The 23,374-nt window shown below is 70.2% G+C and carries 24 protein-coding genes; 10 read left to right on the top strand and 14 right to left on the bottom strand.

What is annotated here, in order from left to right; genetic code table 11:
• Positions 1 to 65 precede the first annotated feature (65 nt).
• From BLR21_RS07500 to adh, 4 genes are read right to left on the bottom strand one after another with little or no spacing between them, the layout of a single operon-like run.
• Positions 66 to 908, bottom strand: a complete 843-nt coding sequence (locus tag BLR21_RS07500) for a hypothetical protein (protein ID WP_090004931.1) — start codon at positions 906 to 908, stop codon at positions 66 to 68.
• The gene (locus tag BLR21_RS07495) at positions 905 to 1,759 is read right to left on the bottom strand and encodes a DUF2199 domain-containing protein (protein WP_090004930.1); all 855 of its coding nucleotides are present in this window, start codon (positions 1,757 to 1,759) and stop codon (positions 905 to 907) included. The genes BLR21_RS07500 and BLR21_RS07495 overlap by 4 nt, the downstream gene beginning before the upstream one ends.
• Before the next feature lie 11 nt (positions 1,760 to 1,770).
• Entirely contained in the window at positions 1,771 to 2,121 is a 351-nt protein-coding gene (locus BLR21_RS07490; protein WP_176929522.1) for a DUF779 domain-containing protein, read from the bottom strand.
• Complete coding sequence (gene adh / locus BLR21_RS07485) at positions 2,121 to 3,644, bottom strand: aldehyde dehydrogenase (RefSeq protein WP_090004929.1); 1,524 nt, start codon at positions 3,642 to 3,644, stop codon at positions 2,121 to 2,123. Before adh ends, BLR21_RS07490 begins: the two co-directional genes overlap by 1 nt.
• A 125-nt stretch (positions 3,645 to 3,769) precedes the next feature.
• Between adh and BLR21_RS07480 the strand changes: the two genes are divergently transcribed.
• The 5 genes from BLR21_RS07480 to BLR21_RS07460 are packed head-to-tail and all read left to right on the top strand — an operon-like array spanning position 3,770 to position 7,852.
• Positions 3,770 to 4,894, top strand: coding sequence for a GAF domain-containing protein (locus BLR21_RS07480; protein WP_090004928.1), 1,125 nt, complete (start codon positions 3,770 to 3,772; stop codon positions 4,892 to 4,894).
• Between the two features lie 24 nt (positions 4,895 to 4,918).
• Positions 4,919 to 5,668: a hypothetical protein gene (locus tag BLR21_RS07475; RefSeq protein WP_090004927.1), complete on the top strand. Its 750-nt coding sequence runs from the start codon at positions 4,919 to 4,921 to the stop codon at positions 5,666 to 5,668.
• 19 nt (positions 5,669 to 5,687) lie between these two features.
• The gene (locus tag BLR21_RS07470) at positions 5,688 to 6,545 is read left to right on the top strand and encodes a PfkB family carbohydrate kinase (protein WP_090004926.1); all 858 of its coding nucleotides are present in this window, start codon (positions 5,688 to 5,690) and stop codon (positions 6,543 to 6,545) included.
• A 45-nt stretch (positions 6,546 to 6,590) separates the two neighbouring features.
• A complete protein-coding gene (locus BLR21_RS07465) occupies positions 6,591 to 7,328 on the top strand; it encodes a DUF4397 domain-containing protein (protein ID WP_143027640.1) in 738 nt (245 codons plus the stop codon).
• On the top strand, positions 7,328 to 7,852 hold the full coding sequence (locus tag BLR21_RS07460) for a class F sortase (RefSeq protein ID WP_256334537.1): 525 nt from the start codon (positions 7,328 to 7,330) through the stop codon (positions 7,850 to 7,852). The genes BLR21_RS07465 and BLR21_RS07460 overlap by 1 nt, the downstream gene beginning before the upstream one ends.
• On the opposite strand, the gene BLR21_RS07455 is transcribed toward BLR21_RS07460, so the two are convergent.
• The 7 genes from BLR21_RS07455 to BLR21_RS07420 all read right to left on the bottom strand — a co-directional run bounded on the left by BLR21_RS07455 (position 7,824) and on the right by BLR21_RS07420 (position 15,174).
• On the bottom strand, positions 7,824 to 8,456 hold the full coding sequence (locus BLR21_RS07455; RefSeq protein WP_256334536.1) for an ABC transporter ATP-binding protein: 633 nt from the start codon (positions 8,454 to 8,456) through the stop codon (positions 7,824 to 7,826). The two genes, BLR21_RS07460 and BLR21_RS07455, sit on opposite strands and share 29 nt — an antisense overlap.
• Entirely contained in the window at positions 8,438 to 9,340 is a 903-nt protein-coding gene (locus tag BLR21_RS07450) for an ABC transporter ATP-binding protein (protein WP_218130784.1), read from the bottom strand. Before BLR21_RS07450 ends, BLR21_RS07455 begins: the two co-directional genes overlap by 19 nt.
• Complete coding sequence (locus BLR21_RS07445; RefSeq protein WP_090004923.1) at positions 9,334 to 10,218, bottom strand: ABC transporter permease; 885 nt, start codon at positions 10,216 to 10,218, stop codon at positions 9,334 to 9,336. The genes BLR21_RS07450 and BLR21_RS07445 overlap by 7 nt, the downstream gene beginning before the upstream one ends.
• A complete protein-coding gene (locus BLR21_RS07440) occupies positions 10,211 to 11,221 on the bottom strand; it encodes an ABC transporter permease (RefSeq protein WP_256334535.1) in 1,011 nt (336 codons plus the stop codon). The genes BLR21_RS07445 and BLR21_RS07440 overlap by 8 nt, the downstream gene beginning before the upstream one ends.
• Positions 11,188 to 12,753 carry an ABC transporter substrate-binding protein gene (locus tag BLR21_RS07435; RefSeq protein WP_090004922.1) on the bottom strand — a complete coding sequence of 522 codons (1,566 nt, stop codon included), beginning with the start codon at positions 12,751 to 12,753 and terminating at the stop codon, positions 11,188 to 11,190. The genes BLR21_RS07440 and BLR21_RS07435 overlap by 34 nt, the downstream gene beginning before the upstream one ends.
• 290 nt (positions 12,754 to 13,043) lie before the next feature.
• Entirely contained in the window at positions 13,044 to 14,747 is a 1,704-nt protein-coding gene (locus BLR21_RS07425; protein ID WP_090004920.1) for an IlvD/Edd family dehydratase, read from the bottom strand.
• A 31-nt stretch (positions 14,748 to 14,778) separates the two neighbouring features.
• The gene (locus tag BLR21_RS07420; RefSeq protein ID WP_090004919.1) at positions 14,779 to 15,174 is read right to left on the bottom strand and encodes a helix-turn-helix domain-containing protein; all 396 of its coding nucleotides are present in this window, start codon (positions 15,172 to 15,174) and stop codon (positions 14,779 to 14,781) included.
• A gap of 108 nt (positions 15,175 to 15,282) precedes the next feature.
• Here BLR21_RS07420 and BLR21_RS07415 point away from each other — a divergent pair, with 108 nt between their 5' ends.
• The 4 genes from BLR21_RS07415 (at position 15,283) to BLR21_RS07400 (ending at position 18,927) form a co-directional block, all read left to right on the top strand.
• Positions 15,283 to 16,524 carry a hemolysin family protein gene (locus BLR21_RS07415; RefSeq protein WP_256334534.1) on the top strand — a complete coding sequence of 414 codons (1,242 nt, stop codon included), beginning with the start codon at positions 15,283 to 15,285 and terminating at the stop codon, positions 16,522 to 16,524.
• Entirely contained in the window at positions 16,521 to 17,552 is a 1,032-nt protein-coding gene (locus BLR21_RS07410) for a hemolysin family protein (protein ID WP_090004917.1), read from the top strand. The genes BLR21_RS07415 and BLR21_RS07410 overlap by 4 nt, the downstream gene beginning before the upstream one ends.
• A 27-nt stretch (positions 17,553 to 17,579) precedes the next feature.
• Positions 17,580 to 18,515 (top strand): sporulation protein, encoded by a 936-nt coding sequence (locus tag BLR21_RS07405; protein WP_090004916.1) that lies wholly within the window; start codon positions 17,580 to 17,582, stop codon positions 18,513 to 18,515.
• 94 nt (positions 18,516 to 18,609) lie between these two features.
• The gene (locus tag BLR21_RS07400) at positions 18,610 to 18,927 is read left to right on the top strand and encodes a DUF6292 family protein (protein ID WP_143027639.1); all 318 of its coding nucleotides are present in this window, start codon (positions 18,610 to 18,612) and stop codon (positions 18,925 to 18,927) included.
• A 55-nt stretch (positions 18,928 to 18,982) separates the two neighbouring features.
• On the opposite strand, the gene BLR21_RS07395 is transcribed toward BLR21_RS07400, so the two are convergent.
• On the bottom strand, positions 18,983 to 21,139 hold the full coding sequence (locus BLR21_RS07395; RefSeq protein WP_090004914.1) for an MMPL family transporter: 2,157 nt from the start codon (positions 21,137 to 21,139) through the stop codon (positions 18,983 to 18,985).
• Between the two features lie 5 nt (positions 21,140 to 21,144).
• Positions 21,145 to 21,696 carry a TetR/AcrR family transcriptional regulator gene (locus BLR21_RS07390; protein ID WP_090004913.1) on the bottom strand — a complete coding sequence of 184 codons (552 nt, stop codon included), beginning with the start codon at positions 21,694 to 21,696 and terminating at the stop codon, positions 21,145 to 21,147.
• Positions 21,697 to 21,863: 167 nt separating this feature from the next.
• Here BLR21_RS07390 and BLR21_RS07385 point away from each other — a divergent pair, with 167 nt between their 5' ends.
• A complete protein-coding gene (locus BLR21_RS07385; protein WP_090004912.1) occupies positions 21,864 to 22,154 on the top strand; it encodes a DUF1905 domain-containing protein in 291 nt (96 codons plus the stop codon).
• Here BLR21_RS07385 and BLR21_RS07380 read toward each other — a convergent pair.
• Positions 22,151 to 23,284, bottom strand: a complete 1,134-nt coding sequence (locus BLR21_RS07380) for an endonuclease/exonuclease/phosphatase family protein (RefSeq protein ID WP_218130783.1) — start codon at positions 23,282 to 23,284, stop codon at positions 22,151 to 22,153. The two genes, BLR21_RS07385 and BLR21_RS07380, sit on opposite strands and share 4 nt — an antisense overlap.
• Between the last annotated feature and the right edge of the window lie 90 nt (positions 23,285 to 23,374).

Raw genomic sequence — 23,374 nt, 5'->3', positions numbered from 1 at the left:
GGAATCGTGGGTCCAGCTCGGCAAGTGGTCCAGCTCACTCGCGCAAACTTGGGATTTCCCTGACGTTACGATCGTGGTCCGGTGCGGTAGCGGACGCTGTTCAGCACGTGGCGTGCCCACGCGTGGTCGGCCGGGTCGTCGTGCACGCACGTCACGACGACCATCTCCCCGAACCGCGCGACGTGGCCGTGGAACTCGTGCTGGCCCGGGGCGGAGGTGAGCCACAGGGCGTGCCGCAACTCGACGCCGTCGCGCTCCTGGAACCGCTGGTCCTCCGGCACGTCCGGGGCGCCCTCCAGGGCAAGCTCCAGGAACCGGTCGGCCGTCGTGCCCTGGGCCCGGCGGACGTCGACGAACACCGCGCGGCCGGGCCCGGCGAACCGCAGGCCCTCCTCCAGCACGTGCGGGGTGAGGCCGGCGGTCCGTTCGACGCTCCACCTACCGGGCAGCTTCTGCTGGATCGACACCGGCAGCTCGACCAGGTACCCGCTGAGCACCTCGTCGCGGTCCCAGACCTTGCCGAGCAACGGGTGCCGGACGTATTCGGGGAGGCCCTCGGGCTCGCGGACCTCGGCGGCGACCTCCACGCCGCGCAGGCCGTCCCACGGCTTGATGTCGTGCGCGAACGTGCCGGTGAACTTCAGCGAGGCGTAGCCGGGGCCGTCCCACGAGCCGGCCGCGTGCCGGGCGTCCTGCGGATCGACCCGCATCCAGGCGCCGAACCACAGCTCCAGGTCGCCGGTCAGCTCGACGAGCAGCACGCACCGGACGTACGCGGCGTCGCCGGTCAGGAGCACGTTGCCGCCGGCCAAAAGCGTGGGGGCGCGCACGCCGGGCGGCAGGCCCAGGTCCAGGTCGATGGCGCCCGAATCGTCGAGCTCGGTGCCGCAGCAGTCGCAGGCCGTCACCCGATGTACCGGACGCTGTTGAGCACGTGCTGTGCCCACGCCCTGTCGACCGGATAGCGGTGCACGCAGCGCACGGAGATCATCGTGCCGGGACGGACGACGTGCGCGTGGAACACCTGTTCCTCGTGGCCGTCGATCACCTCGCTGAGCCAGAACGCGTGCCGCAATTCCGGGCCGTCGTGCTCGACGGAGTGCTCGGCGCTCGCGGGGTAGCCGTCGAGGACCGCGCCGAGGAAGTCGCTCACGCTGCCGCCGGTGAGGTCGGCGTAGACGTCGAGCGCCACCCGGCGGTCCGGGCTCGTGAACCTGACCGTGCGGCCGTCGACGACGCAGCGCATGCCCTCGGTGCGTTCGATGGTCCAGACCTCGCCGAGGGTCTCGCGGACCGGCACGGGCAACGGGTGCCGGATGCGGCACAGCACCTCGTCCCGGTCCCATTCGCGGTCCAGTAACGGGTGCGAGGTGAAGTACGGCAGCTCGTCGGCGTTGAGCACGGTGGCCTCGACAGGCACGCCGAGCACGTCCCACGGTTTGATGACGTTCGCGAACGTGCCGGTGATCCGCAGGTTCGCGTACTGCTCGTCGTTGTCCCACACGGCGTGGGCGTACATCGCGTCGACCTTGCTGATCTGCGTCCACGCGCCGAACACGATCTCGGTTCCGCCGGTCAGCCGAACCGGGAGCAGGCAACGGATGTAGGAGTCACCGTCCGGTCCGACGAGCAGGCCGCCCGTGGGGGCACCGAGTTGCTCGCCGGGCACGCCGAGCAGTTGCTCCGGACGGTTCAACCTGTAGTCGATGCGGTCCGTAGAGGTGATCTCGGCTCCGCAGCATCCGCATTGGACGGTCATGCGGCCATATGCTAGAGCTCCTCGTCGGTGAGCAGTCGAGAGCGCACCAGAAAACGTACTCCCAGTGGTGCCTCCAGCGAGAAACCGCTTCCACGACCGGGCACCACGTCGATCGTCAGGTGCGTGTGGCTCCAGTACTCGAACTGCGCCGCGGACATCCACACAGGAATGACGAACTCGTCCACCGCGAGATCGCCGAGGTGGACGTCGGACGAACCGGTGCGGAACTCCCCGGCCAGGTAGCACATCGGGGCCGAGCCGTCGCAGCAGCCGCCGGACTGGTGGAACATCAGGTCGCCGTGGTCGGCCCGGAGGCCGCGGAGCACGTCCGCGGCCTCCGGCGTCAGTGCGACGCGGGGCATCAGAAGAAGCCCAGGGCGTTCGGGGAGTAGCTGACGAGCAGGTTCTTGGTCTGCTGGTAGTGGTCGAGCATCATCTTGTGGTTCTCGCGGCCGATGCCGGACTGCTTGTAGCCGCCGAACGCCGCGTGCGCCGGGTAGGCGTGGTAGTTGTTCACCCACACCCGGCCCGCCTGGATGTCGCGGCCGGCGCGATAGGCAACGGACCCGTCGCGTGACCACACGCCGGCGCCCAGGCCGTACAGGGTGTCGTTGGCGGTCTTCATGGCGTCGTCGTAGTCGGAGAACTGGGTGACCGAGACGACCGGGCCGAAGATCTCCTCCTGGAAGATCCGCATCTTGTTGTCGCCCTCGAAGATCGTCGGCGTCACGTAGTAGCCGCCGGACAGTTCGCCGCCGAGGTCGGCGCGCTCGCCGCCGGTCAGCACGCGGGCGCCTTCCTGCCTGCCGATGTCGATGTAGGACAGGATCTTCTCGAGCTGGTCGTTGGACGCCTGCGCGCCCATCATCGTCTCGGTGTCGAGCGGGTGGCCCTGCTTGATCGCGCGGGTCCGTTCGACGGCGTCACCCATGAAGCCGTCGTAGATGTCGCTCTGGATCAGCGCCCGCGACGGGCACGTGCAGACCTCGCCCTGGTTCAGCGCGAACATCGTGAAGCCTTCGAGTGCCTTGTCGTAGAAGGCATCCCGCTGCGAGGCCACGTCGGAGAAGAACACGTTGGGCGACTTGCCGCCGAGCTCCAGCGTGACGGGGATGATGTTCTCGCTGGCGTACTGCATGATCAACCGGCCGGTGGTCGTCTCGCCGGTGAACGCCACCTTCGCGATGCGCCGCGAGGACGCGAGCGGCTTGCCCGCCTCGACGCCGAAACCGTTGACGATGTTCAGGACACCCGGCGGGATGAGGTCGGCGATCAGTTCCATCAGGACGTGGATCGACGCCGGCGTCTGCTCGGCCGGCTTGAGCACGACCGCGTTGCCCGCGGCCAGGGCGGGTGCGAGCTTCCAGACCGCCATCAGGATCGGGAAGTTCCACGGGATGATCTGCGCGACGACGCCGAGCGGTTCGTGCAGGTGGTAGGCGACCAGGTCCTCGTCGATCTGCGAGATGCCGCCCTCCTGGGCGCGCAGCGCGCCCGCGAAGTAGCGGAAGTGGTCGACAGCGAGCGGCAGGTCGGCGGCCAGGGTCTCGCGGACGGCCTTGCCGTTGTCCCACGTCTCCGCGACCGCGAGCATCTCCAGGTTGGCCTCGATGCGGTCGGCGATCTTGTTGAGCACGTTGGCGCGTTCCGCGACCGACGTCCTGCCCCAGGCGCGGGAGGCGCCGTGGGCGGCGTCCAGCGCGCGGTCGACGTCCTCGGAGGTGCCGCGGGCGATCTCGGTGAAGTTCTCACCGGTGACCGGGGTGGGGTTGGCGAAGTACTGGCCCTTGGCGGGCGGCACGTACTCGCCTCCGATGAAGTGGTCGTACCGGTCGCGATACGTGACCACGCTGCCGGGTTGTCCTGGAGCCGCGTACTTCGCCATCTGGGCCTCCCGCGTCGTTGCGAACCGGTGGCGAACGTAGAACCGCCGACGTTTCACCCACGTTGCATCCGAACGGAGTAGCCGCGGGCTTGCTCCGGTGGCAACGGGCCCTGCATCCTGGAGCAATGGACCCCGGCGAACTGGGTGCCGCCCGGCCGGTGATCTTCGAGTCGTGGCGGAGGTCGCTCGACGCGCGCATCGATCCCGACCGGCACGAGGCGCCGGTCGTGTACGGGCCGGACGAGGTCGCGGACCTGCGGGGCGCGCACCCACTGGCCGCGACCGTCCCGCTGCTCACGCACACGCTGTCGATGGACGACACGATCATGATCGTCACCGACACCCGCGGCCACATCCTGTGGTGCGAGGGCGACAACCAGGTCCGGCACCGGGCCGAACGCGTCCACCTCACCGAGGGGTCGCGGTGGAGCGAGGACGTCATAGGCACGAACGCGATGGGCACCGCGCTGGCGACCGGCAGGTCCGTCACCGTCCACTCCCGCGAACACCTCGTGCGCACCTACCACGGCTGGACGTGCGCGGCGAGCCCGATCCACGACCCCCACACGGGGTTACTGCTGGGGGTCGTCGACGTCAGCGGGCCGTTGAAGACGATGCACCCGGCCGTCGCGCAACTCGTGTCCGCGGCCGCGCGGCTGGCCGAGCACCACCTGCAGCGGTTCGCGCCGCGCCAGCACGTGCTGACGCTGAACTTCCTCGGCGGCCTGCACGCCGGCCTCGACGGACGGCCGCTGGCGCTCACGTTGCGCAACGCGGAGGTGCTGACGGCGCTCGCCCTGCACCCCAAGGGCCTGACGGCGGAACAACTCGCGTTGTTGCTCTATGGTGAACGTGGGAACCCGACCACGGTCCGCGCGGAGCTGCACAGGCTGCGCGCGCAGCTCGGTGGTGTCCTGCTGACGAGGCCGTACCGGCTCGATGCCGTGGTGCGCGGCGACTTCCTGGACGTGCGGTCGGCGCTCAGGTCCGGCGACGCGGGCAAGGCGACCCGGCACTACCACGGTGATCTGCTTCCCCGTTCGGACGCGCCGGTGGTCCGCGAGGAGCGGGCCGACCTCGCCGCCGCGGTGCGCAGGGGCGTGCTGGAGCGGGGAGATCTCGACGCGCTGCTGTCGTTCGCGGACAACGGCGAGGACACCGAGGTGCTCGAACGCCTGCACCTGCGGCTCCCGGTCACCGATCCTCGTCACGCTCTCGTCTCCTCGCGCCTGCGAAGGGCGCTGGAATAGGCTTTCCCGCCAGGGGAGGGCAAAGTGAAGCAGTGCATCAACTGCATGACCCGGTTGCCGCGCAAGGAGGTCACCGAGGTCGCGTGGTGCGCTTTGTGCGCGCCGTGCCTGCAGGTCGTGTCCGACCAGATGAAGGTGCTGCACGACCGGCCCGGTGGCGCGCCCGTGCAGATCCAGCAGTGCGGCTGGTGCGGTGTCGCGCGCTCGTGCGGCGTCGGCTGGCGCACGAGGTGCCTGGTGTGCCTGGACGACAGGTCCGTGCCGGACCCGGCGGTGCAGAAGATCGCGCACCGGCTGGAGCTCGACGGCACCTGGCGGGAGAACTCGGAGTTCATCGCCGCGACGACCGTGAAGGTCCGGCTCGCCAAGTACTTCCGGCCCGGCTTGACGGTGCTCGCGACGGACGTGCACGGGCTGCCGTGGACCGGGTACCGGTGGCTGACCAAGTCGCACGGCACGTGGGGCCGCGACGACGAGACAGGGGAGGTGCGGCAGCTCAGGCGCGTGCGCGGCGAGGAGGGTCTGCTCTACCTCGTGCGGTACGGGACGGTGCTCAAGTTCGGGCGCGGGACCGCGGACCGGGTGAGCGCGCACGTCGCCCAGGGCGCGGTGCCGGTCATCGTGCTCTCCGCGCCCAGCGAGCAGGTCGTCGTGGCCAGGGACCGGCTCAAGCGGCTGCACCGGGGCGAGATGGTGTCGCAGCGGACGCCGGTCGACCTGTTCGCGGTGCTGCCGGACGGGCTCGACGTCACCGACCGGTTCCCGCGGAGTTGATCCCGGGTAGTCCACCACCATGGACGACGTCGTGGTGGTCGGGCAGGTGGGGCGGGACCTGGTCCTCGTCGTGGACGAGGTGCCGGAGGCCGGCGGCACGACACCCGTGCGGGAACGCCGGGAGATGCTGGGCGGCAAGGGCGCGAACATCGCGGTCGGGCTGGCGCAGCTGGGGGCGCCGGTCGCGCTCGTCGGTGTGGTCGGGGACGACGACGTGGGCGCCCGGCTGATCGCGCGGGCCGGGGCGGACGGCATCGCCACCGAGGGCGTGGTGCGGCGGCCCGAGTGCGACACCGCGCTGTTCGTGGACGTGGTCGCCGACGGGTGGCGGTACCTGGAGGACGTTCCGGACGGCGTGCTGCTGCGCGAGGAGGACCTGCCGATCGAGGTCATCGAGCGTGCGGCCACCGTGGTCGTGCAGCTGCAGCAACGGCCAGAGGTGGCTCTCAAGGCGGCGCGGGCGGCAACCGGGCGGGTGGTGCTCGACGGCGCACCCGAACGGCTGCGAGACGAACTGCTGGCATGCGCGGACGTGGTGCGCGCGGACCACCGCGAGGCCGAGCAGCTGACCGGCCGGAAGATCACGAACGCGGACGACGCGCTGGCCGCGGCCCGTGAGCTGATGCCGAAGGAGCTCGTCGCGTTCGCCGTGGACGGTGTGGGCAATGTGTTCGTGTGGGACGGAGGAGAGCTGGTGGTGCCGCTGGGGGACGTGGAGGTGGTGGACACGACCGGGGGCGGTGACGCGTTCGTGGCGGGGCTGGCGTTCGCTCTCACGCGTGGAGACGGCCCCGAGGAGGCGGCGCGGCTCGCGGTCGAGGCGTCGGGGGCCACGGTGACGCATCCCGGGGGACGGCCGAACCTCACTGCACGCTGATCAGGCGCGTTATCGTGGAGACGTCCAGTGAGGGGAGGGGTCCGCGTGCGAGTGCTCGCCGTAGTGCTGTTGCTGCTGCTCTCCGCCACGCCCGCGCACGCCGCGACAGGCACGTACATCCGCCTCGGGCACTTCTCGATGGACCAGGCGCGCGTCGACGGCACGCTCGACGGGGTCAAGCTCGGCACCCTCGACTACGCCCAGCTCTACGACTACCGCCGCGTCGAGCCGGGCGAGCACGTCGCCGAGTTCCGGATGGCCGAGCCGGGGAGCCCGTTGCTGCGGTCGGTGTCGCTGCGGGCGGAGACCGGGAAGGCCTACACGGTCATCGACATCGCCTCCTCGATGAGGGTGCTGGAGGACGACATCAGCCTGCCCCCGGACGGGCAGGCGCGGCTGCGCGTGATCAACGCCGGTGACGCCGACATGGACCTGGTGCGCGGCGGCGCGCCTGTGCACCGAGGCGTGCAGGCGAACTCCGCGACCGGCTACGTCCTGCTGGCACCCGGCTCGGACGGGCTGCAGGTGCTGCCGCGCGGCAAGGACTCCACGACGCTGGAAGCCACGATCGACCCCGGCGCCGTCTACACCCTGCTGGTCAGCGCGCGGCGGATCGAGCTGCGGACCGACGCCAAGGCCGCCGAGGTCGTGCCCGGAGGCGGGCAGGAGACCGGGTTCGGCGGCATGGCGGGCGGCTGGGACTGGCTCACCGCCCTGGTGATCACGCTCATCGTGGGCGTGGCGATGTACTCGGTGCGCGGCCGGCTGTTCCGGTTCGGCTGATGGCCAGGGGCAAGCTCCTCATGGGGGCGGCGGTGCTGGTCACGCTGATCTACGTCGTCAAGGGGCCGGGCGCGGACGAGGTGCCGGAGCCGGTGACGGTGCTGATCCCGTCGATCGGCGTCGAGACCACGCTCGAAGCGCTGAAGGTCGACTCCGCCGGGGCGCTGGAACCGCCGACCCGCGCGGACCGGGCCGGGTGGTACGCCAAGGGGATCGCGCCTGGTGACGCCGGTCCGGCCGTGATCGGCGGGCACGTCGACTCGAAGACCGGGCCCGGCGTGTTCTTCCGGCTGCCCGAGCTCCAGCCCGGTGCCGAGGTGCTGGTGGAGCGCGAGGACGGCAGCAAGCTCACGTTCGTCGTGAGCAGCACCCAGACGATGGAGAAGTCCGCTTTCCCGACCGCCCTGGTGTACGGGCCGACGCCGTTGTCCGAGCTGCGGCTCGTCACGTGTGGCGGCGACTTCGACCGGGTCGCGGGCAGCTACCGCAACAACGTCATCGTGGCAGCGGTGCTGAAAGTCTGACGGTCTCGTCCGCCCACCTAGTGAGCAGCGTGGTGTCGTGCGAGATCGCGAGCACGCCCGCGCCGGACTCGCGTTGGTACGCCCGGATCACGCCGACCAGTGCCGCCGTCGTGGAGGCGTCCAGCATCGTCGTCATCTCGTCGCAGATCAGGTACCGCGGGTTCAGCGCGAGCGCACGGGCGAGGCAGGCGCGTTGCAACTGGCCGTCGCTGACCTCGTGCGGGCGGCGGCCCAGCAGGTCGTCGGTGAGCATCACCAGGTCGGCCAGTTCGCCGACGCGATCGCCGCCGGGTTCCGCGATCGCCTGGCGGAGCGTGAACCGCGGGTCGACCGACAACCTCGGCTGCTGGAACAGGACACCGATCCTGGTGCGTTGCGCGGCCCTGAACCGGAACCCGGTGACGGTCTCGCCGTCGATCTCCACCGTGCCCGCGAAAGGCTTGTGCAGCAACGCGAGCACCCGCGCCAAAGTGGACTTGCCCGATCCGCTCGGCCCGGCGAGACCCACGGTCTGTCCGGGATGGACGGTCAGGCTGACGTCCGTGATCACCGGAGCCTGGTAGCCGGCGGTGATGCCGAGCCCGGTCAGCACGGGCGGTGGCACGCGACGGCGTGCGGGTCGTCGGTGAGCACGGGACGGTCCTCACAGATCGCGGTGGCCTGGTCGCAGCGCGGGGCGAACGCGCACCCCGCCGGCAGGTCGGTGAGCAGGGGAGGCTGGCCGGGGATCGGGAGGAAGTCCCGTTCCGGCAGGGCGTTCGCGAGCCCTCGGCTGTAGGGGTGCTTCGAGGCGTCGAGTACCTCGTGCGCCGGGCCGGCCTCGACGATCCGGCCCGCGTACATCACCGCGATCCGGTCGGCGACCCGGTGCGCCGCCGCGAGGTCGTGGGTGATCAGCAGGACGGCGTGACCGTCGTCGACCAGCCTGCGGAACTCGTCGAGCAGCCCGTCCACGAGATCGCGGTCGAGCCCGGTGGTGGGTTCGTCGGCGATCAGCAGCGGCGGGTTGCCGACCAGCGCCAGCGCGTTCGCGACCCGCTGCGCCATGCCGCCGGACAGCTCGTGCGGGTAGCGGTCGAGGTGTTCGGGCAGCAGGCCGGCCCGTTCGGCTGCCTGCCGGGCGTCGCCGCCGAGGATTCGCGCGGCCTCCTCGAGCTGGGACCGCGCGGTGCGGACCGGCGTCAGGTGGCTCGCCGGACTCTGCGGGATGAGCCCGATCCGCCGTCCGCGCACCGTGGTCGCGAGCTCGTGGTCGGTCGCGGCGAGCAGGTCGATCTCGCCGAGTCGTGCGCTGCCCGAGGTCTCCGCGTTGCCAGGGAGGAACCCGAGCAGGGCCGAGGCCAGTACCGTCTTGCCGCAGCCGCTCTCGCCGACCAGCGCCACGCACTCGCCGGGCCTGATCCGCAACGACACGTCGTTCACGGCCTCGACGGTCGCGCCCTTGAGCGCGAACCGCACCGACACCCGGTCGATCTCCAGGTTCACCACGTCAACTCCGTGCGCCGCTTGGGGTTCAGCCGGTCCCGCCACACACCGCTCAGCCCGGACACCGCCAGCGTCGTGATGATCAGCAGCAGTCCGGGTGCCAGCGACATCCACCAGCCGCCGATCAGCAACGAGCGCTGGGCGTCGTTGATCATGTTGCCGATGCTGGCCGCGTGCGGCGGCAGACCGAGACCCAGGAACGACAACGCCGTCTCGTGCCACACCGCGTGCGGCACCATCAGGGTGGTCGCGAGCAGCACCTGCGGGGCGACGTTCGGCAGCAGGTGCCGGGTGAGCACCTGCGTCCGGCTCGCGCCGCCGGCGATCGCCGCGTCGATGAACGGCCTCGTGCGCAGCGACAGCACCTCCGACCGCACGATCCGGGCGGCGGTCAGCCAGTGCGTCAGCGCGATCGAGATGATCACGGCGGAGAGGCTGGGCCGCAGGATCGCCACGATCACGATGCCCAGCAGCAGGTGCGGTACCGAGGCGATCGCGTCGACCACGCGCATCAGGATCCGGTCGAACCAGCCGCCGATCGACCCCGCGAGCGCGCCGACCGCCGTGCCGGCGACCGCGGAGATCACGGCCGCGACCACACCGACCGTGAGGGACACGCGTAGGGCGTAGACGCAGCGCAACAACACGTCTCGGCCCAGTTCGTCGGTCCCGAACAGGTGCGCGGTGGACGGCGGCTGGTTGGCGATCGCGAGGTCGACGTACTGCTCGTTGAGTTCTGCGAACAGTGGCACGACCAGGACGACCAGCGCGACGACGCCCAGGACGATCGCGGACGGCAGGAGCCGCCACTTCGGTGATCGCGGCGGGCTCGCGGCGGTGAGGCGGCTGCGTGGAGCGGAACGCCAGGTCAGGTCAGCCATCGAGCGCCACCCTCGGGTCGGCCAGCGCGTACAGGACGTCGGCCAGCAGGTTGCCCACCAGCACCACGCCCGTCGCCATCACGGTCAGCGCGCCCAGCAACGCGAAGTCGACGTTCAGCGCCGCCTCCACCGTCGCCCGCGCGATGCCCGGCCACGAGAACACCGTCTCCACCAGCAACGCCCCGGTGATCAGCTCGGGCAGCCGTGCGCCGAGGAGGGTCAGGAATGGCAGCAGCGAGGTGCGCAACGCGTGCCCCGACACCACCAGGTGGTCCGGCAGCCCGCGAGCCCGAGCACCGATCACGTGGTCCTGCGTGAAGGACTCCAGGAGGTTCTGCCGCACGAACAGCACGAACCACGGCGCCTGCGAGATCGCCAGCACGGCCACCGGCAGCACCAGGTGGGCCGCGACGCCGCCGGCGGACACCGGTTCGGACCCGGTCGTCACGCCGCCGCCGGGAAGCCATCGCAGCTGCAGCGCGAACACGTACAGCACCGCGAGGCCCACCCAGAAGACCGGCGCGGCCTCCAGCGCGTAACAGCCGCCCGTGATCGACCGGTCGAGCCACGACCCCTGCCGCCACGCCGCGAGCGTGCCCAGCAGCAGTCCGAGCACCAGTGCCAGCGTGAAACCGACCGACACCAGCAGCACCGTCCACCCGAGACGGTCGCCGATCACGGCCGACACGGGTTGCTGCAACGACAGCGAGTCGCCGAGGTCACCGGTGACCGCGTGCCGCAGCCAGGCCCAGTACTGGGACACGACGGGTTCGTCGACGCCCCAGTTCGCGCGCAGCTGGGCCACGCGTTCCGGTGAGGCGCCGATGATCCGGACGCCGAAGTAGCGTTCGATCGGGTCGAACGGCGATGCCTTGGCCAGCACGAACAACGCGAAGCTGACCACGAGCAGCACCGGGACCGCGAACGCGAGCCGGCGCAGCGCCAGCCTGCCTATCGCCTGCCCGCGCGTCACGGCTTCGGGGTCCAGCGCTCGAGGTTCCACCACACCGCGTGCACGAGGCCGTGGTCGTGCGGCTCGACCTGGGTCTCCTGGCCGTTCCACCTGTCCCGCACGACGTAGGTGTGGTCGAGGAACACCAGGAACGCCCAGCCGGGATCGGCGGCGTAGGCCTCCTGGAAGTCATGGTAGGCCTGCTTGCGCGTGGCCGGGTCGAGGCTGCGGCGGGCGGTGTCGAGCGCGGTGTCCACAGTGGAGTTCTTGTACAGCGTCATGTTCACGTAGCCGTCCTGGCCCGCGTACTTGCTGTGCAGCAACGTGTACGCGGCCGTGTCCGGGTCGTACGGGTCGCCGCCGCCCCAGACCGATGCCGCTTCCTTGCGCCGCTGCAGCATGATGTCGAACGTGGTCGCCTCGACCGGGGCGTCGATGCCGAGCTTCGCGATGTCCGAGGCCGCGGCGAGCGCGAGTTCCTTGCGCAGCACGTCGGGAGCGGGATAGAGCACGGGCAGCTTGGCGGCCTGGCCGTCCTTGGCGCGTTTGCCGTCCGCACCCTTGCGCCAGCCCGCCTCGTCGAGCAGCTTCTCCGCCTCGGCGACGTCGAAGGTGAACGCGGTCTTCTCGTCGTACCAGTCCTTGAGGTACGGCGAGATGGGCGTGGACGCGGGCTTGCCGGAGCCGGCGAGCACGGCGTCGATCATGGCCTGGCGGTTGATGCCGAGGTTGATCGCGCGCCGGACCTGCGGGGACGAGGTGAACGGCAGTTCGGACGGGATGCCGAGACCGCGGTAGTCGGCCGACGGGTTCCGCACGATCTTGTACCCGGACCGGTCGCGGTAGGTCTGCGCGAGCTTGGGCGGCAGCACCGTGCCGTCGAACTCACCGGCGGCCATGCGGGTCGCGCGGGCGTTGTCGTCCGGCACGAAGACCACGGTCACGGACTTGATCGCGGGCGCGCCGCCCCAGTACTTCTCGTTGGCCTTCAACACCATCCGGTCGCCCTTGCGCCACGTCTCGACCGTGTACGGGCCGGTGCCGACCGGGGCCGTGTTGAACGGCGCGCTGTTGATGTCCGTGCCGGTGAGCCTCGCGGCGGGCACGATGCCGAGCGCGAGCTGCTGCGCGAACGGGGCGTACGGGTAGGAGAGCGTGAACTCGACGGTGGCCGGGTCCTTCGCCACGACGCCGGCCAGCGCGTCGAACCGGGAGGCGATCGTGGAGTTCACCTTCTTGTCCACCACCGACCTGTAGGTGAACACGACGTCGTCCGCGGTCAGCGGGCTGCCGTCGGAGAACGTGATGTCCTTGCGCAGCTTGGCCGTCCAGGTCAGGCCGTCCGCCGACGCCGTCGGCAGCTCCTGCGCCAGCGCCGGTTTCAGCGCCAGCGAGGCGTCGCGCGAGACGAGTCCGTCGAAGATCTTCGCGGCGCCGTCCGGCGCGTAGCCGAGCACCGGGTTGAGGTTCTCCGGCTCACTGCCCGCACCGATCACGATGGACGTCGCCGGTCCGGTCGTCGAGCCGTCGGGTGACGAGCACCCCGCCAGCAGGACGACGGCCAGCAGAAGCGCGCGCCGCATCCAGTTCCTCCCCAGTGTCCGTGTTGCCAGAGGCAGCTAACAGCAAGCTAGTTGCAATAGGCAAGACCTTGCACCTGCGCGCTTGAGGAGGAGTCGTGCCAGCATCAGGGCATGACCAATGGAGTGCACACTCACGAGCACAGCCACGGAGACACGACTCACACGCATCCGCATGGGGATCACGCGCACGATCACGTCGAGCATGAGCACACCCACACGCACGGCGGCGAAACGCACTCACACGCGCACGTCCACGACGCGGGTCACGTCGAGGAGCACCAGCACCCGCACTAGTGCGATTCGCGGGCGACTTCGCTGCCGCTGGAACCGACCAGGAAGTCCAGGTCCGCTCCGGTGTCGGCGCCCAGGACGTGGTCGACGTAGAGCCGTTCCCAGCCTCGCCTCGGTGACGCGAACGCCGATGTCATAGCGGCGTTCGGGGTACGGGACAGGAAGCCCGGCGCCTCGACGTCGATCCTGCGGTTCTCGACGTCCAGCACGATGACGTCGCCGGTGCGCACCAGCCCGAGCGGCCCGCCCGCCGCCGCCTCCGGTGCGACGTGCAGGACGACGGTGCCGTAGGCCGTGCCGCTCATGCGCCCGTCGCAGATCCGGACCATGTCGCGCACGCCCTGTTCCAGCAGCTTCTTCGGCAACGGCATGTTGGACACCTCCGGCATGCCCGGATAGCCGCGCGGGCCGCAGCCCCGCAGCACCAGCACGGAGTCCGCGTCCACGTCGAGGCCGGGGTCGTCGACGCGGGCGTGGAAGTCCTCGATGCTGTCGAACACCACGGCCCTTCCGCGGTGCCGCAACAGGTGTGCCGACGCCGCCGCCGGTTTGATCAGTGCTCCCGACGGCGCCAGGTTGCCGCGCAGCACCGCGATCCCGCCCTCGGCGATGATCGGCGCGGACCTGCTCCTGATCACTTCGGGATCCCAGGTCGGCGCGTCACCGAGGTGGTCGACCAGCGGCCGGCCGGTGACCGTGAGCCCGGCGGGGTCGAGCAGGTCGCGCACTTCCCGCAGCACGGCCAGCAGCCCGCCGGCGCGGTGGAAGTCCTCCATCAGGAACCGGCCCGCCGGTTGCAGGTCCACCAGCAACGGCACGCCCGAGCCGATCCGGTCGAAGTCGTCCAGCGTCAGGCCGACACCGAGCCGGCCCGCGATCGCGAGCAGGTGCACCACGGCGTTGGTCGAGCCGCCGATCGCCGCCAGCGCCACGATCGCGTTGTGGAACGACGCCCTGGTCAGGAACGTGCTCGGCCGGCGGTCCTGCTCGATCAGCTCCACGACCAGCCTGCCGGTGCCGTGCGAGGCCTCCAGCAGCCTGCTGTCCGGCGCCGGGATGCCCGCGACGCCGGGGACGACGGTGCCCAGCGCCTCGGCGACCAGTGCCATCGTCGACGCGGTGCCCATGGTGTTGCAGTGGCCGCGGCTGCGGATCATCGCCGACTCCGAGCGGGCGAACGCCTCCTGCGACAGCGTGCCGGCGCGCACCTCCTCGGACAGCCGCCAGACGTCCGTGCCGCAGCCCAGGGGAGTGCCGCGGAACGTGCCGGTCAGCATCGGCCCGCCCGGCAGCACGACCGCCGGGATGTCGACGGACGCGGCGGCCATCAGCAGTGCCGGAATCGTCTTGTCGCACCCGCCCAGCAGCACCACGCCGTCGACGGGGTTCGCGCGCAGCATCTCCTCGGCCGCCATCGCGGCCATGTTGCGCCACAGCATCGCGGTGGGGCGGACATTGGTCTCGCCCAGCGAGACCACGGGCAGGTTGAGCGGGATGCCACCCGCCTCGTACACGCCGTTCGAGACGGACTTCGCGACCTCGTTCAGGTGCGCGTTGCACGGCGTGAGGTCGGAGGCGGTGTTGGCGATGGCTATCTGCGGACGGCCGAAGGCGTCGTCCGGGGTGCCGCGCCGCATCCAGGCGCGGTGGATATAGGCGTTGCGGTCCTGACCTGCGTACCAGTGCTCGCTGCGTAGCCCCACCGCGCCTCCCGAGGTATGCCCCCGACCATAACTACATCGGCAGGTCGGGCGGCAGCTGCAGCGCGATGGTGATCAGCGAGTGGACCCGGTTCGCGATCACCGACAGCAGGCCGTGCATCGCCGGGGACGCGGCGTCCGCGGCTTCCTGGAGCGTGCGCAGGTCCGTGTCGATCTGCCCGAGCACCGCCGCGGTGTCGGCGGGAGCGGCCGTGAACGCGCGGGCGATGTCCTCCAGGGGAAGACCGTGGACCTCCAGGCGTTGTACGAGGTGGATGCGCTCCACGTCGTCGCCGCGGTAGAGGCGGTAGTTGCTCGCGGTGCGCTGGGCGGGGCTGATCAGGCCCAGCGTCGTGTAGTAGTCGACGGTGCGGATGCTCACGCCGGCGCGGGCGGCGAGCTCGCCGATCTTCAGCAGTGCTTCGGACATGGCGGTGACCTCCCGTCACCATGAACCATACAGTGCTACGTGCTACTGTTGGTACATGTCCGAAGAAGCCGATGTAGACGGCTGTAGTACTGGGCCGGGTGCGTCTTGTTGATCGCATCCGGCTTGCTCGCCATCGTGGCCCTCACCGTGGCCACCGGTTATTTCGTCGCGCAGGAGTTCGCGTACATGGCGGTCGATCGCGGCCGCCTGCAGCAGCTGGCCGAGGGCGGCTCGAAGGCCGCCGACCGTGCCTACCGCGTGACCCAGAAGCTCTCGTTCATGCTGTCCGGTGCCCAGTTCGGCATCACGGTGACGGCGCTGCTCGTGGGATACGTCGCCGAGCCGTTGCTCGGCACGGGCCTTGGTGTGCCGGGCTCGATGGTGATCGCGCTGGTCTTCGCGACCTTCGTGCAGATGGTGCTCGGTGAGCTCCTGCCGAAGAACCTCGCGATCGCGCGGCCCGAGACGCTGGCACTGGCCCTGAGCTCCTCGACCCTGGTCTACCTGAAGATCGCCGGCCCGGTGATCCGGTTGTTCGACGCGGCCGCGAACCGGCTGCTGCGCGCGATCGGCATCGAGCCCGTCGAGGAACTGCCCCAGGGCGCGACGCCCGAGGACTTCCGGCAGATTGTCGAGGACGCCGGGGAACAGGGACACCTCGACCCCGAGCTGACCCGCCTGCTGGAGCACGGCATCGGATTCCGCGAACTCGTCGCGGAACAGGCGATGACGCCCCGCGTGAACGTCCACACCGTACGGTCCGACGAACCCGCCGCGCGCGTGGTCTCCTTGCTGGAGACCGGTAACTCACGTTTCCCGGTGGTCGGCGAGGACCTGGACGACCTGCGCGGTGTCGTCGGCCTGGCCGAGGTGCTGACGCTGCCGCCCGAGCAGCGGGCGTCCGTGGCCATCAAGAAGATCGCCTCACCCGCCCTCGTCGTCCCGGCGACGCTGCCGTTGCCCGCGGTGCTGGAGAGGCTGCGCACCGAACGCCGGCAGCTCGCCTGCGTGGTCGACGAGTTCGGCGGGTTCGCCGGCGTGATCTCGCTGGAGGACCTGGCCGAGGAGCTCGTCGGTGAGATCCACGACGAGGACGACCGGGTGGCCGAGATGATCGAGAAGGTCGGCGACGCCTGGCGCGTGCCCGGCCGCATGAGGCTGGACGAGATCGAGGACGCCACCGGCGTGGAACTCCCGGCCGACGACGCCTACGACACGGTGTCCGGTCTGGTGCTGCACCAGCTGGGCCGGGTCGCCGAGGCCGGCGACGAGATCGAGCTGAACGGCGTGCGACTGGTGGTCACGACGGTGGCGCGCAACGTGCCCGACTCGGTGGTGTTGTCCCGATGAGCATCGCCATTTCCGTTGTACTGCTGGCGTTGAACGCCTTCTTCGTGGCCGCCGAGTTCGCGTTGATCGCGTCCAAGCGGCACCGGCTGGAGCAGGCCGCCGAGACCTCACGCGCGGCGCGCGCCGCCGTCGCGGGTGTCCGCGAGCTGTCGCTGATGCTCGCGGGCGCCCAGCTCGGCATCACGCTGTGCACCCTGGGTCTCGGCGCGCTGGCCAAGCCGGCCGTCGCGGACCTGCTGGAACCCGCGCTCCGCCTGACCGGCCTGCCGGAGGCGTTCGCCTACGGCATCGCGTTCGCGATCAGCCTGATGCTGGTGGTGTTCCTGCACATGGTCGTCGGCGAGATGGCCCCGAAGTCGTGGGCCATCTCGCACCCCGAACGGTCCGCGCTGATCCTGGCGCTGCCGTTCCGCGCGTTCGCCCGCTCGGTCCGCTGGCTCCTCAGTGGACTGAACGGCGTCACGAACTCGCTGCTGCGCCTGATGAAGGTCGAGCCGCAGGACGAGCTGGCGCAGGCGCACCGGCCGGACGACCTGCGGATGCTGCTGCGCCAGTCCGCCGAGCACGGCCTGATCCCCGAGGCCCAGCAACGGTTGCTGACGAGGATGCTGCAGGTCCAGCGCACGACCGTGAGCGAGGTGATGGTGCCGATCGCGGAGACGTCGACGGTCACCGAGCGCACCACCGCGCGGGAGATCGAGCAGCGCAGCCTCCAGTGTGGACGGTCGCGCTTCCCGGTCATCGGCCTGCGCGGTGACTACGTCGGACTCGTGCACATCCGCGAGGCCATGCGCGCCACGGCCCGCGGCGAGGACCCGTCGGCCCGCGAGCTGATGGGTCCGGTGCTGACGCTGCCCGCGTCGATGCCGGTGGCCCAGGCCGTGACGGCGATGCGGGCGGAACGCTCACAGCTAGCCCTGGTCGCCGATGGCGAGATTCTGGGCATCGCGGCACTCGAAGACCTCCTCGAAGAGCTGATCGGCGACTTCGAGGACGAAACCGACACCCGTCCGGCCGGCGTCCGCTGACCGGAGTTTCCCAGGGAGGAAACACACATGTTCAAACGGATGCTCAGCGCCTTCGGCGTCGGCGGCCCGTCGGTCGACACCGTGCTGGACTCGCCGCACGCCACGCCCGGCCAGCTCGTCACCGGACAGGTGCGCATCCAGGGCGGCAGCGCGGACGCCGAGATCGGCCAGGTCGTGCTGTCGCTCGTCACCCGCGTCGAGGTCGAGCACGGTGACCACGAGTACGGCGGCGTCTCGGAGTTCCTGCGGGTCGTCGTGCAGCAGGGCGTGCGGGTCGGGGCCGGTCAGCTGGTCGCGATCCCGTTCCAGCTGCCGATCCCGTGGGAGACCCCCATCACGGCGGTCGGCGGCGGCCAGCTGCCCGGCATGACCGTGGGCGTGCGGACCGAGCTCGTGATCGCGGGCGCGCCGGACAAGGGCGACCTCGACCCCGTGCTGGTCCACCCGCTGCCGTCGCAGGACGCGGTGCTGAACGCGTTCGGGCAGCTCGGTTTCTCGTTCCGCAGCGCGGACGTCGAGGCCGGCCGTCTGCACGGCGTTCCGCAGGAGCTCGGTTTCTACCAGGAGATCGAGTTCTTCCCGCCGGCCCAGTTCGCCGGTGCCGTCCAGCAGGTCGAGCTGACGTTCGTGGCGTCGCCGCACGAGCTGTTCGTGATCCTGGAGGCCGACCGGCGCGGCGGGATGTTCTCGTCGGGCGGTGACGCGTTCGGTCACTTCCGGCTCTCGCACCAGGAGGCGCAGGTCGCAGACTGGGCGACGTCCATCAACGGATGGCTGGCCCAGGTGGCGCAGCGTGGCGGCGGCATGCATGGCCACGGCCAGCACGGTCACCACGGCGGTCACCACGGCCGGGGCGGCATGGGCATGGGCACGGTCGTCGCGGCCGGTGCCGCCGGTGTCGTCGGCGGCATGGTGGTCGGCGAGATGATGGACGACGCGTTCGACGACTTCGGCGGCGAGTAACCGAGTTCGCGTTTGCGTTCCTCCTACCGGGGTAACCACGTCCTGCGTCAAGCAGTCGGCGTTGTTACCCCGGTGGATGGAGGGCGGTGACGACGTGATCGCGCTTGACTACGCGCTGAGGGTCACGCGGGAGCTGGGCTTGAGCGGTGAGTCCTCGTGCGTGGACCAGCTCAAGCCGCTGCGGGTGTACATCGCCGTGGACGGCCGGCTGCCCGGACATCCCGACCGCGACGTCGCACTGCTGTGGACCGAGTGCCACGGGTGGGCGATCGCCGTCGAGGACGGTGCCGAACTCACCGTGGTGGCACACCTGGGTGGAGCCGTGGACCCGCCGCCGCGCACGGTCGCCCGCTGGGTGCGGCGCCAGTTCACCGAGAGCGACTCATCGTTGCGCGCCGGGCAGGTGGCCTGACCGTTGAAACGCAAAAAGGTCCGTCACGGGTGTGACGGACCTTTTTCGAGCGGAATCAGCCGACGCTGACCGGCTCCACCTTGTCCTTCTTCTCGATCTCGTCGAGCGCGGTGCCCTCGACGTCGAGCTCCGGCAGCCAGCGCAGGAACTTCGGCAGCCACCAGGCGCGCTCACCGAGCAGGGCGAGCGCGGCCGGCACCAGCACCATGCGGACCACGAACGCGTCCACGAAGATGCCGACGGCCAGGGCGAAGGCGATCGACTTCACGGTCGCCTCGCCGGCGGGGACGAAGCCCGCGAACACCGAGAACATGATCAGCGCGGCGGCCACGACGACCGGGGCGGCCTGGCGGAAGCCCGTGGTGATGGCCTCGATGGGCTTGGCGCCGCGGTGGTGCGCCTCGTGCATCCGGGACACCAGGAAGATCTGGTAGTCCATGGCGAGGCCGAACAGGATGCCGATCACCAGGATCGGCGTGAGGCTGATCAGCGGGCCGGTGCTGTCGAGGTTGACCGCGCCGGCGAGCCAGCCCCACTGGAACACCGCCACCGTGGCACCGAGCGACGCGCCGATGGTCAGCAGGAAGCCGAGCACGCCGACCAGCGGCACGAGCAGCGAGCGGAACACCAGAATCAGCAGCACGAGCGCGAGGCCGACGACGACCGCGAGGTAGATCGGCAGGGCCTTGTCCAGGGACGTGGCCACGTCGACGCTGACCGCGGTGGCACCGGTGACGTAGGCCCTGCCACCCTCCACACCGGACAGTTCGGCGCGCAGGTCGGCGACGAGCTTCTCGGTCTCGACCGTGTCCGGGCCGGACTTCGGGATCACGGTGACGAGCGCGGACTTGCCGTCCTGGCTCGGCTGGGCCGGCGTCACCAGGGCGACGTCGGACAGCTGCGCGATCGGCTTGGACGCCTCGGTGGCCGTCGCGGCGGCGCCTTCACCCTCGAACAGGACGATGATCGGGCCGTTGAAGCCCTCGCCGAAGCCCTTCGCGAGGATCTGGTCGGCGCGCTCCTGCGTGGAACCGGCCGGCGGCTTCTGGATCAGCGTGGTGTCCATGGACGCCACCGGGATCGCGACGATGCCGAGCGCGACGACCGAGAGCAGCAGCGCGAGGACGCGGTTGCGGGTGATCGCACCACCCCAGGCGCGGATGACACCGCGGTCCTTGGGCTCCGAGGCGTCGGCCGCGCGTTCCTTGCGGGTCAGCACGCGGCGGCCGAGCAGACTCAGCACCGCGGGCACCAGCGTGATGGCGATCAGCACCGAGACGACGATCGTGGCGGCGGCGGAGACGCCCATCTGCGTGAGGAACGGGATGCCCGCGATCGCGAGGCCCACGAGCGCGATCACCACGGTGAGCCCGGCGGTGACGACGGCGGAACCGGCGGTGCCGACCGCGGTCGCGACGGCGTGGCCCACGTCGGAGCCGCGGCGCAGTTCCTGACGGAAGCGGTTGATGATGAACAACGCGTAGTCGATGCCGACCGCGAGCCCCAGCATCGACGCGAGGATCGGCGTGGTCGACTGCAGGTCCATGAACCCGCTGGCGATCGTGATGCCAAGCGTGCCGATGCCGACGCCGATACCGGCGCTGAGCAGGTTCATGCCCGCGGTCACGAGCGAGCCGTAGGTCAGCGCGAGCACGACCAGCGCCAGCACGACACCGATGGCCTCGGCAGGCCCGCCGACGTGCGGCGTCTCCTGCATCGCGGTGCCGGTGACCTCGACGGTCAGGCCGGCGGCGCGTGCCTTGTCGACGGCCTTGGTCAGCTCGGCGCGCTGCTCGTCGGTGACCTCACCCGGCTTCACGTCGTAGGTGACGGTGCTGTACCCGACGTTGACGTCGGCGTTGACGCTCGGCGCCGCCGGGTCGAGCGGGTTCGTCGCCGACCGCACCCCCTTCAGCGCGGACTCGTCGGCCACCAGGTCGGTGATCGCCTTGATGTGCTGCGGCAGCTTCTGACCGTCCGGAGCCTGCACGACGACCCTGGCCGACGCGGTCTCACCGGAGCCGAACTTCTCCTGGATGCGCTCCAGGGCGGTGGTCGACTCCTGGCCGGGGATGGACATCGAGTTGGACGTCTCACCGCCGAGGGTGAACGCGCCGACGCCGGTGCCGATCAGCACGAGCAGCCAGATCAGGACGACGGGGAGACGGCGCCGGTAGGTGCCCATTCCCAGTTTGTAGAGCAGTTTCGCCATGATGGTCAGGCCTCCTGGTGCCCGAGTGCGTCGTAGCAGGTAGCGAGGATCAAGGGACGCCAGGTCGTCTTGTCACCCTCCTGGTTGGCCAGAAGGGTGAGCACGGCCATGGCGCTCAGCGCGCCGACGATCCGGATCGCGCGGGGCAGTTCGTTCTCGGGGTCGATCACGAACATCTCGTTGAGGAGCAGCTCGTCCTGCGCCTGCTGCGGGTCCTCACCCGGTGCCGTCATCGTCCGGAACAGCAGTGAGACCAGTCCCGGCCGGTCCAGCGCGTGGTCGGTCAGCAGCTCCAGCGCCCGCCGATCCCGCTCAGGCCCGGCGGGCAACGGCGAGACCAGGTCGAGAACGTGCATCGTGAGCACGCGGCTCTGCTCCCACGCAGCTTCGAAGAGAGCGTCCTTGCTCGGGAAGTGGTGCAGGAGACCGGCCTTGGACAGGCCGACAGCGTCCGCGAGCGACTTCAACGAGGTCTGCTCGAACCCGTGCCGCGCGAAGAGCGCGGCGGCGGCGTCGAGGATGGTCTCGTCGACCCCGGTCCTGGGCTGTCGTGGCATGCGGTCGACTTTACGGCGTTCACCGACCGATTCGGTAGGTTTACCGACCGAAATGGTCGGTGGCCTTCGTCACCACAATGGGTGAGTGATCGAGATGCAGGCGAGGTGACCGGCGGTGACGTCGTTCGACAGGCACTTCGTCAGCGCGCCTCTGTGAGAATGGGCCGATGTTCGTCTTCGACGCGGAACTCTGGATCTGGGACGCCCGCCGCACGGATACGTGGACCTTCGTGACGCTGCCCGAGGACGTCTCGGACCAGATCCGCGACATCGCCACGCCCGGCGCCGGCTTCGGCGCGGTCAAGGTGCGCGCCGGGGTCGGTGTGAGCACCTGGTCGACGTCGGTGTTCCCGGACAAGCAGTCCGGCTGCTACGTGCTGCCGATCAAGGCGGCGGTGCGCAGGAAGAACGAGGTCGAGCCGGGCGATGTCGTCGAGGTGACCGTCGAGCTGGTCTAGAGCGTCCAGTCGATGTCGGCGTAGATCGCGGCGTGGTCGCTGGCCGCGTGCACCTCGTTCGTCATGGTTTCGTAGACGTCCCAACGGTTCTTCGTGCGCGGGCCGCGCCACACGCCCTTGCGGAAGATGCCGCCGCCGGTGGCCTTCGCGAACAGTTCGGGGGTGAGCAGGACGTAGTCGATCTTGCCCTTCTCGTTCACGCCGCGGTACGTGCCCCTGCGGTGGTCCCAGTCGAAGTTCTCGTGCTCGCTGATGTCCCGCAGGCCCGTGCGCTGGAACAGGGGGCGCAGCGCTTCACTGTCCGCGGTGTCGTTGAGGTCGCCGACGACCGCGATGTACTCGTGGCCCTCGTCGCGCAGCCGGTTCACGATGCGGGCGATGCGGACCGACTGGCGGAACCGGCGGCGGGCGCCGATCGGGTCGCCCGGTGCGCCGTAACCCTTGGACTTCAGGTGGTTCACGAGGAGCACGACCTCGGGGCCGGTCGGGGTGCGGACGTGGTATTCGGCGCAGTCGCGGGAGAAGATGACGCCCGAGCTGTCCTTCGCGTACACGTGCGTGCGGATCGTGATGACCTGATGTTCGTCCCGGGTCAGCAGTCCGACGTTGATGCCGCGCTCGTCGTTGCCGTCGATGAGGTGGACCTCCTCGTAGGGGGTCCAGCCGACGTGCTTGAGCATGCTGGTGGAGAACATGTGCAGCAGTTCGCGCGACTCGGCCTCGACCACGCCGAGGACGTGGGCGCCGACGTCGCGCATCACCTGTGCGGTGTGGCGGGTGGCGAGTTCGCTGATGGGTTCGGTGGTGAGCTCGACCCAGCCGACCCAGGACTCGCGACCGCCTGCCACGACTGAGGTTTCGCCGGTGCGGTGGCGTGCGAGGAAACGGCCGCGGATGCGCCGCAGGATCGCGTACTTGCTGCGGTCGCTCCTGAGCAACTCCAGCGTCGCCAGGTGTTCCTTGAGCTCTTCCTTGACTTCCGGCAGGTAGGTCTCGGCGGCGATGAGTTCGTTGAAACGGGCGTGGGCGGCCAGGATCGGGGCCGCGTGTCTGGTCGCGTTGCGGCCCATGACTTTCGGGCGCTCGAACATGTTCTCCACGTTGAACGAACCGATTCGCGTGGTGCTCACACACTCCAGGGTCGCATGTGGAGGAACGTGTCCGCCCTGGTCCGCTTGGGTGATCTTTCGTTGCGCCGAAGGTGGGGAAGGCCCCGTGGC

Source organism: Lentzea albidocapillata subsp. violacea (assembly GCF_900100275.1).
Lineage (GTDB): Bacteria > Actinomycetota > Actinomycetes > Mycobacteriales > Pseudonocardiaceae > Lentzea > Lentzea violacea.
Note: the sequence above shows the minus strand (reverse complement) of the source record. Positions and strands in the feature narration are given on the sequence as shown.

Bases quoted from the DNA above. Each gene is read 5' to 3' on its own strand.
- BLR21_RS07405 (WP_090004916.1), top strand. From the start codon at position 17,580: ATGTTCAAACGGATGCTCAGCGCCTTCGGCGTCGGCGGCCCGTCGGTC.
- BLR21_RS07385 (WP_090004912.1), top strand. From the start codon at position 21,864: ATGTTCGTCTTCGACGCGGAACTCTGGATCTGGGACGCCCGCCGCACG.
- BLR21_RS07435 (WP_090004922.1), bottom strand. From the start codon at position 12,753: ATGCGGCGCGCGCTTCTGCTGGCCGTCGTCCTGCTGGCGGGGTGCTCG.
- BLR21_RS07420 (WP_090004919.1), bottom strand. From the start codon at position 15,174: ATGTCCGAAGCACTGCTGAAGATCGGCGAGCTCGCCGCCCGCGCCGGC.
- BLR21_RS07395 (WP_090004914.1), bottom strand. From the start codon at position 21,139: ATGGCGAAACTGCTCTACAAACTGGGAATGGGCACCTACCGGCGCCGT.
- BLR21_RS07445 (WP_090004923.1), bottom strand. From the start codon at position 10,218: ATGGCTGACCTGACCTGGCGTTCCGCTCCACGCAGCCGCCTCACCGCC.
- adh (WP_090004929.1), bottom strand. From the start codon at position 3,644: ATGGCGAAGTACGCGGCTCCAGGACAACCCGGCAGCGTGGTCACGTAT.
- BLR21_RS07490 (WP_176929522.1), bottom strand. From the start codon at position 2,121: ATGCCCCGCGTCGCACTGACGCCGGAGGCCGCGGACGTGCTCCGCGGC.
- BLR21_RS07390 (WP_090004913.1), bottom strand. From the start codon at position 21,696: ATGCCACGACAGCCCAGGACCGGGGTCGACGAGACCATCCTCGACGCC.
- BLR21_RS07480 (WP_090004928.1), top strand. From the start codon at position 3,770: ATGGACCCCGGCGAACTGGGTGCCGCCCGGCCGGTGATCTTCGAGTCG.
- BLR21_RS07410 (WP_090004917.1), top strand. From the start codon at position 16,521: ATGAGCATCGCCATTTCCGTTGTACTGCTGGCGTTGAACGCCTTCTTC.
- BLR21_RS07495 (WP_090004930.1), bottom strand. From the start codon at position 1,759: ATGACCGTCCAATGCGGATGCTGCGGAGCCGAGATCACCTCTACGGAC.
- BLR21_RS07460 (WP_256334537.1), top strand. From the start codon at position 7,328: ATGGCCAGGGGCAAGCTCCTCATGGGGGCGGCGGTGCTGGTCACGCTG.
- BLR21_RS07470 (WP_090004926.1), top strand. From the start codon at position 5,688: ATGGACGACGTCGTGGTGGTCGGGCAGGTGGGGCGGGACCTGGTCCTC.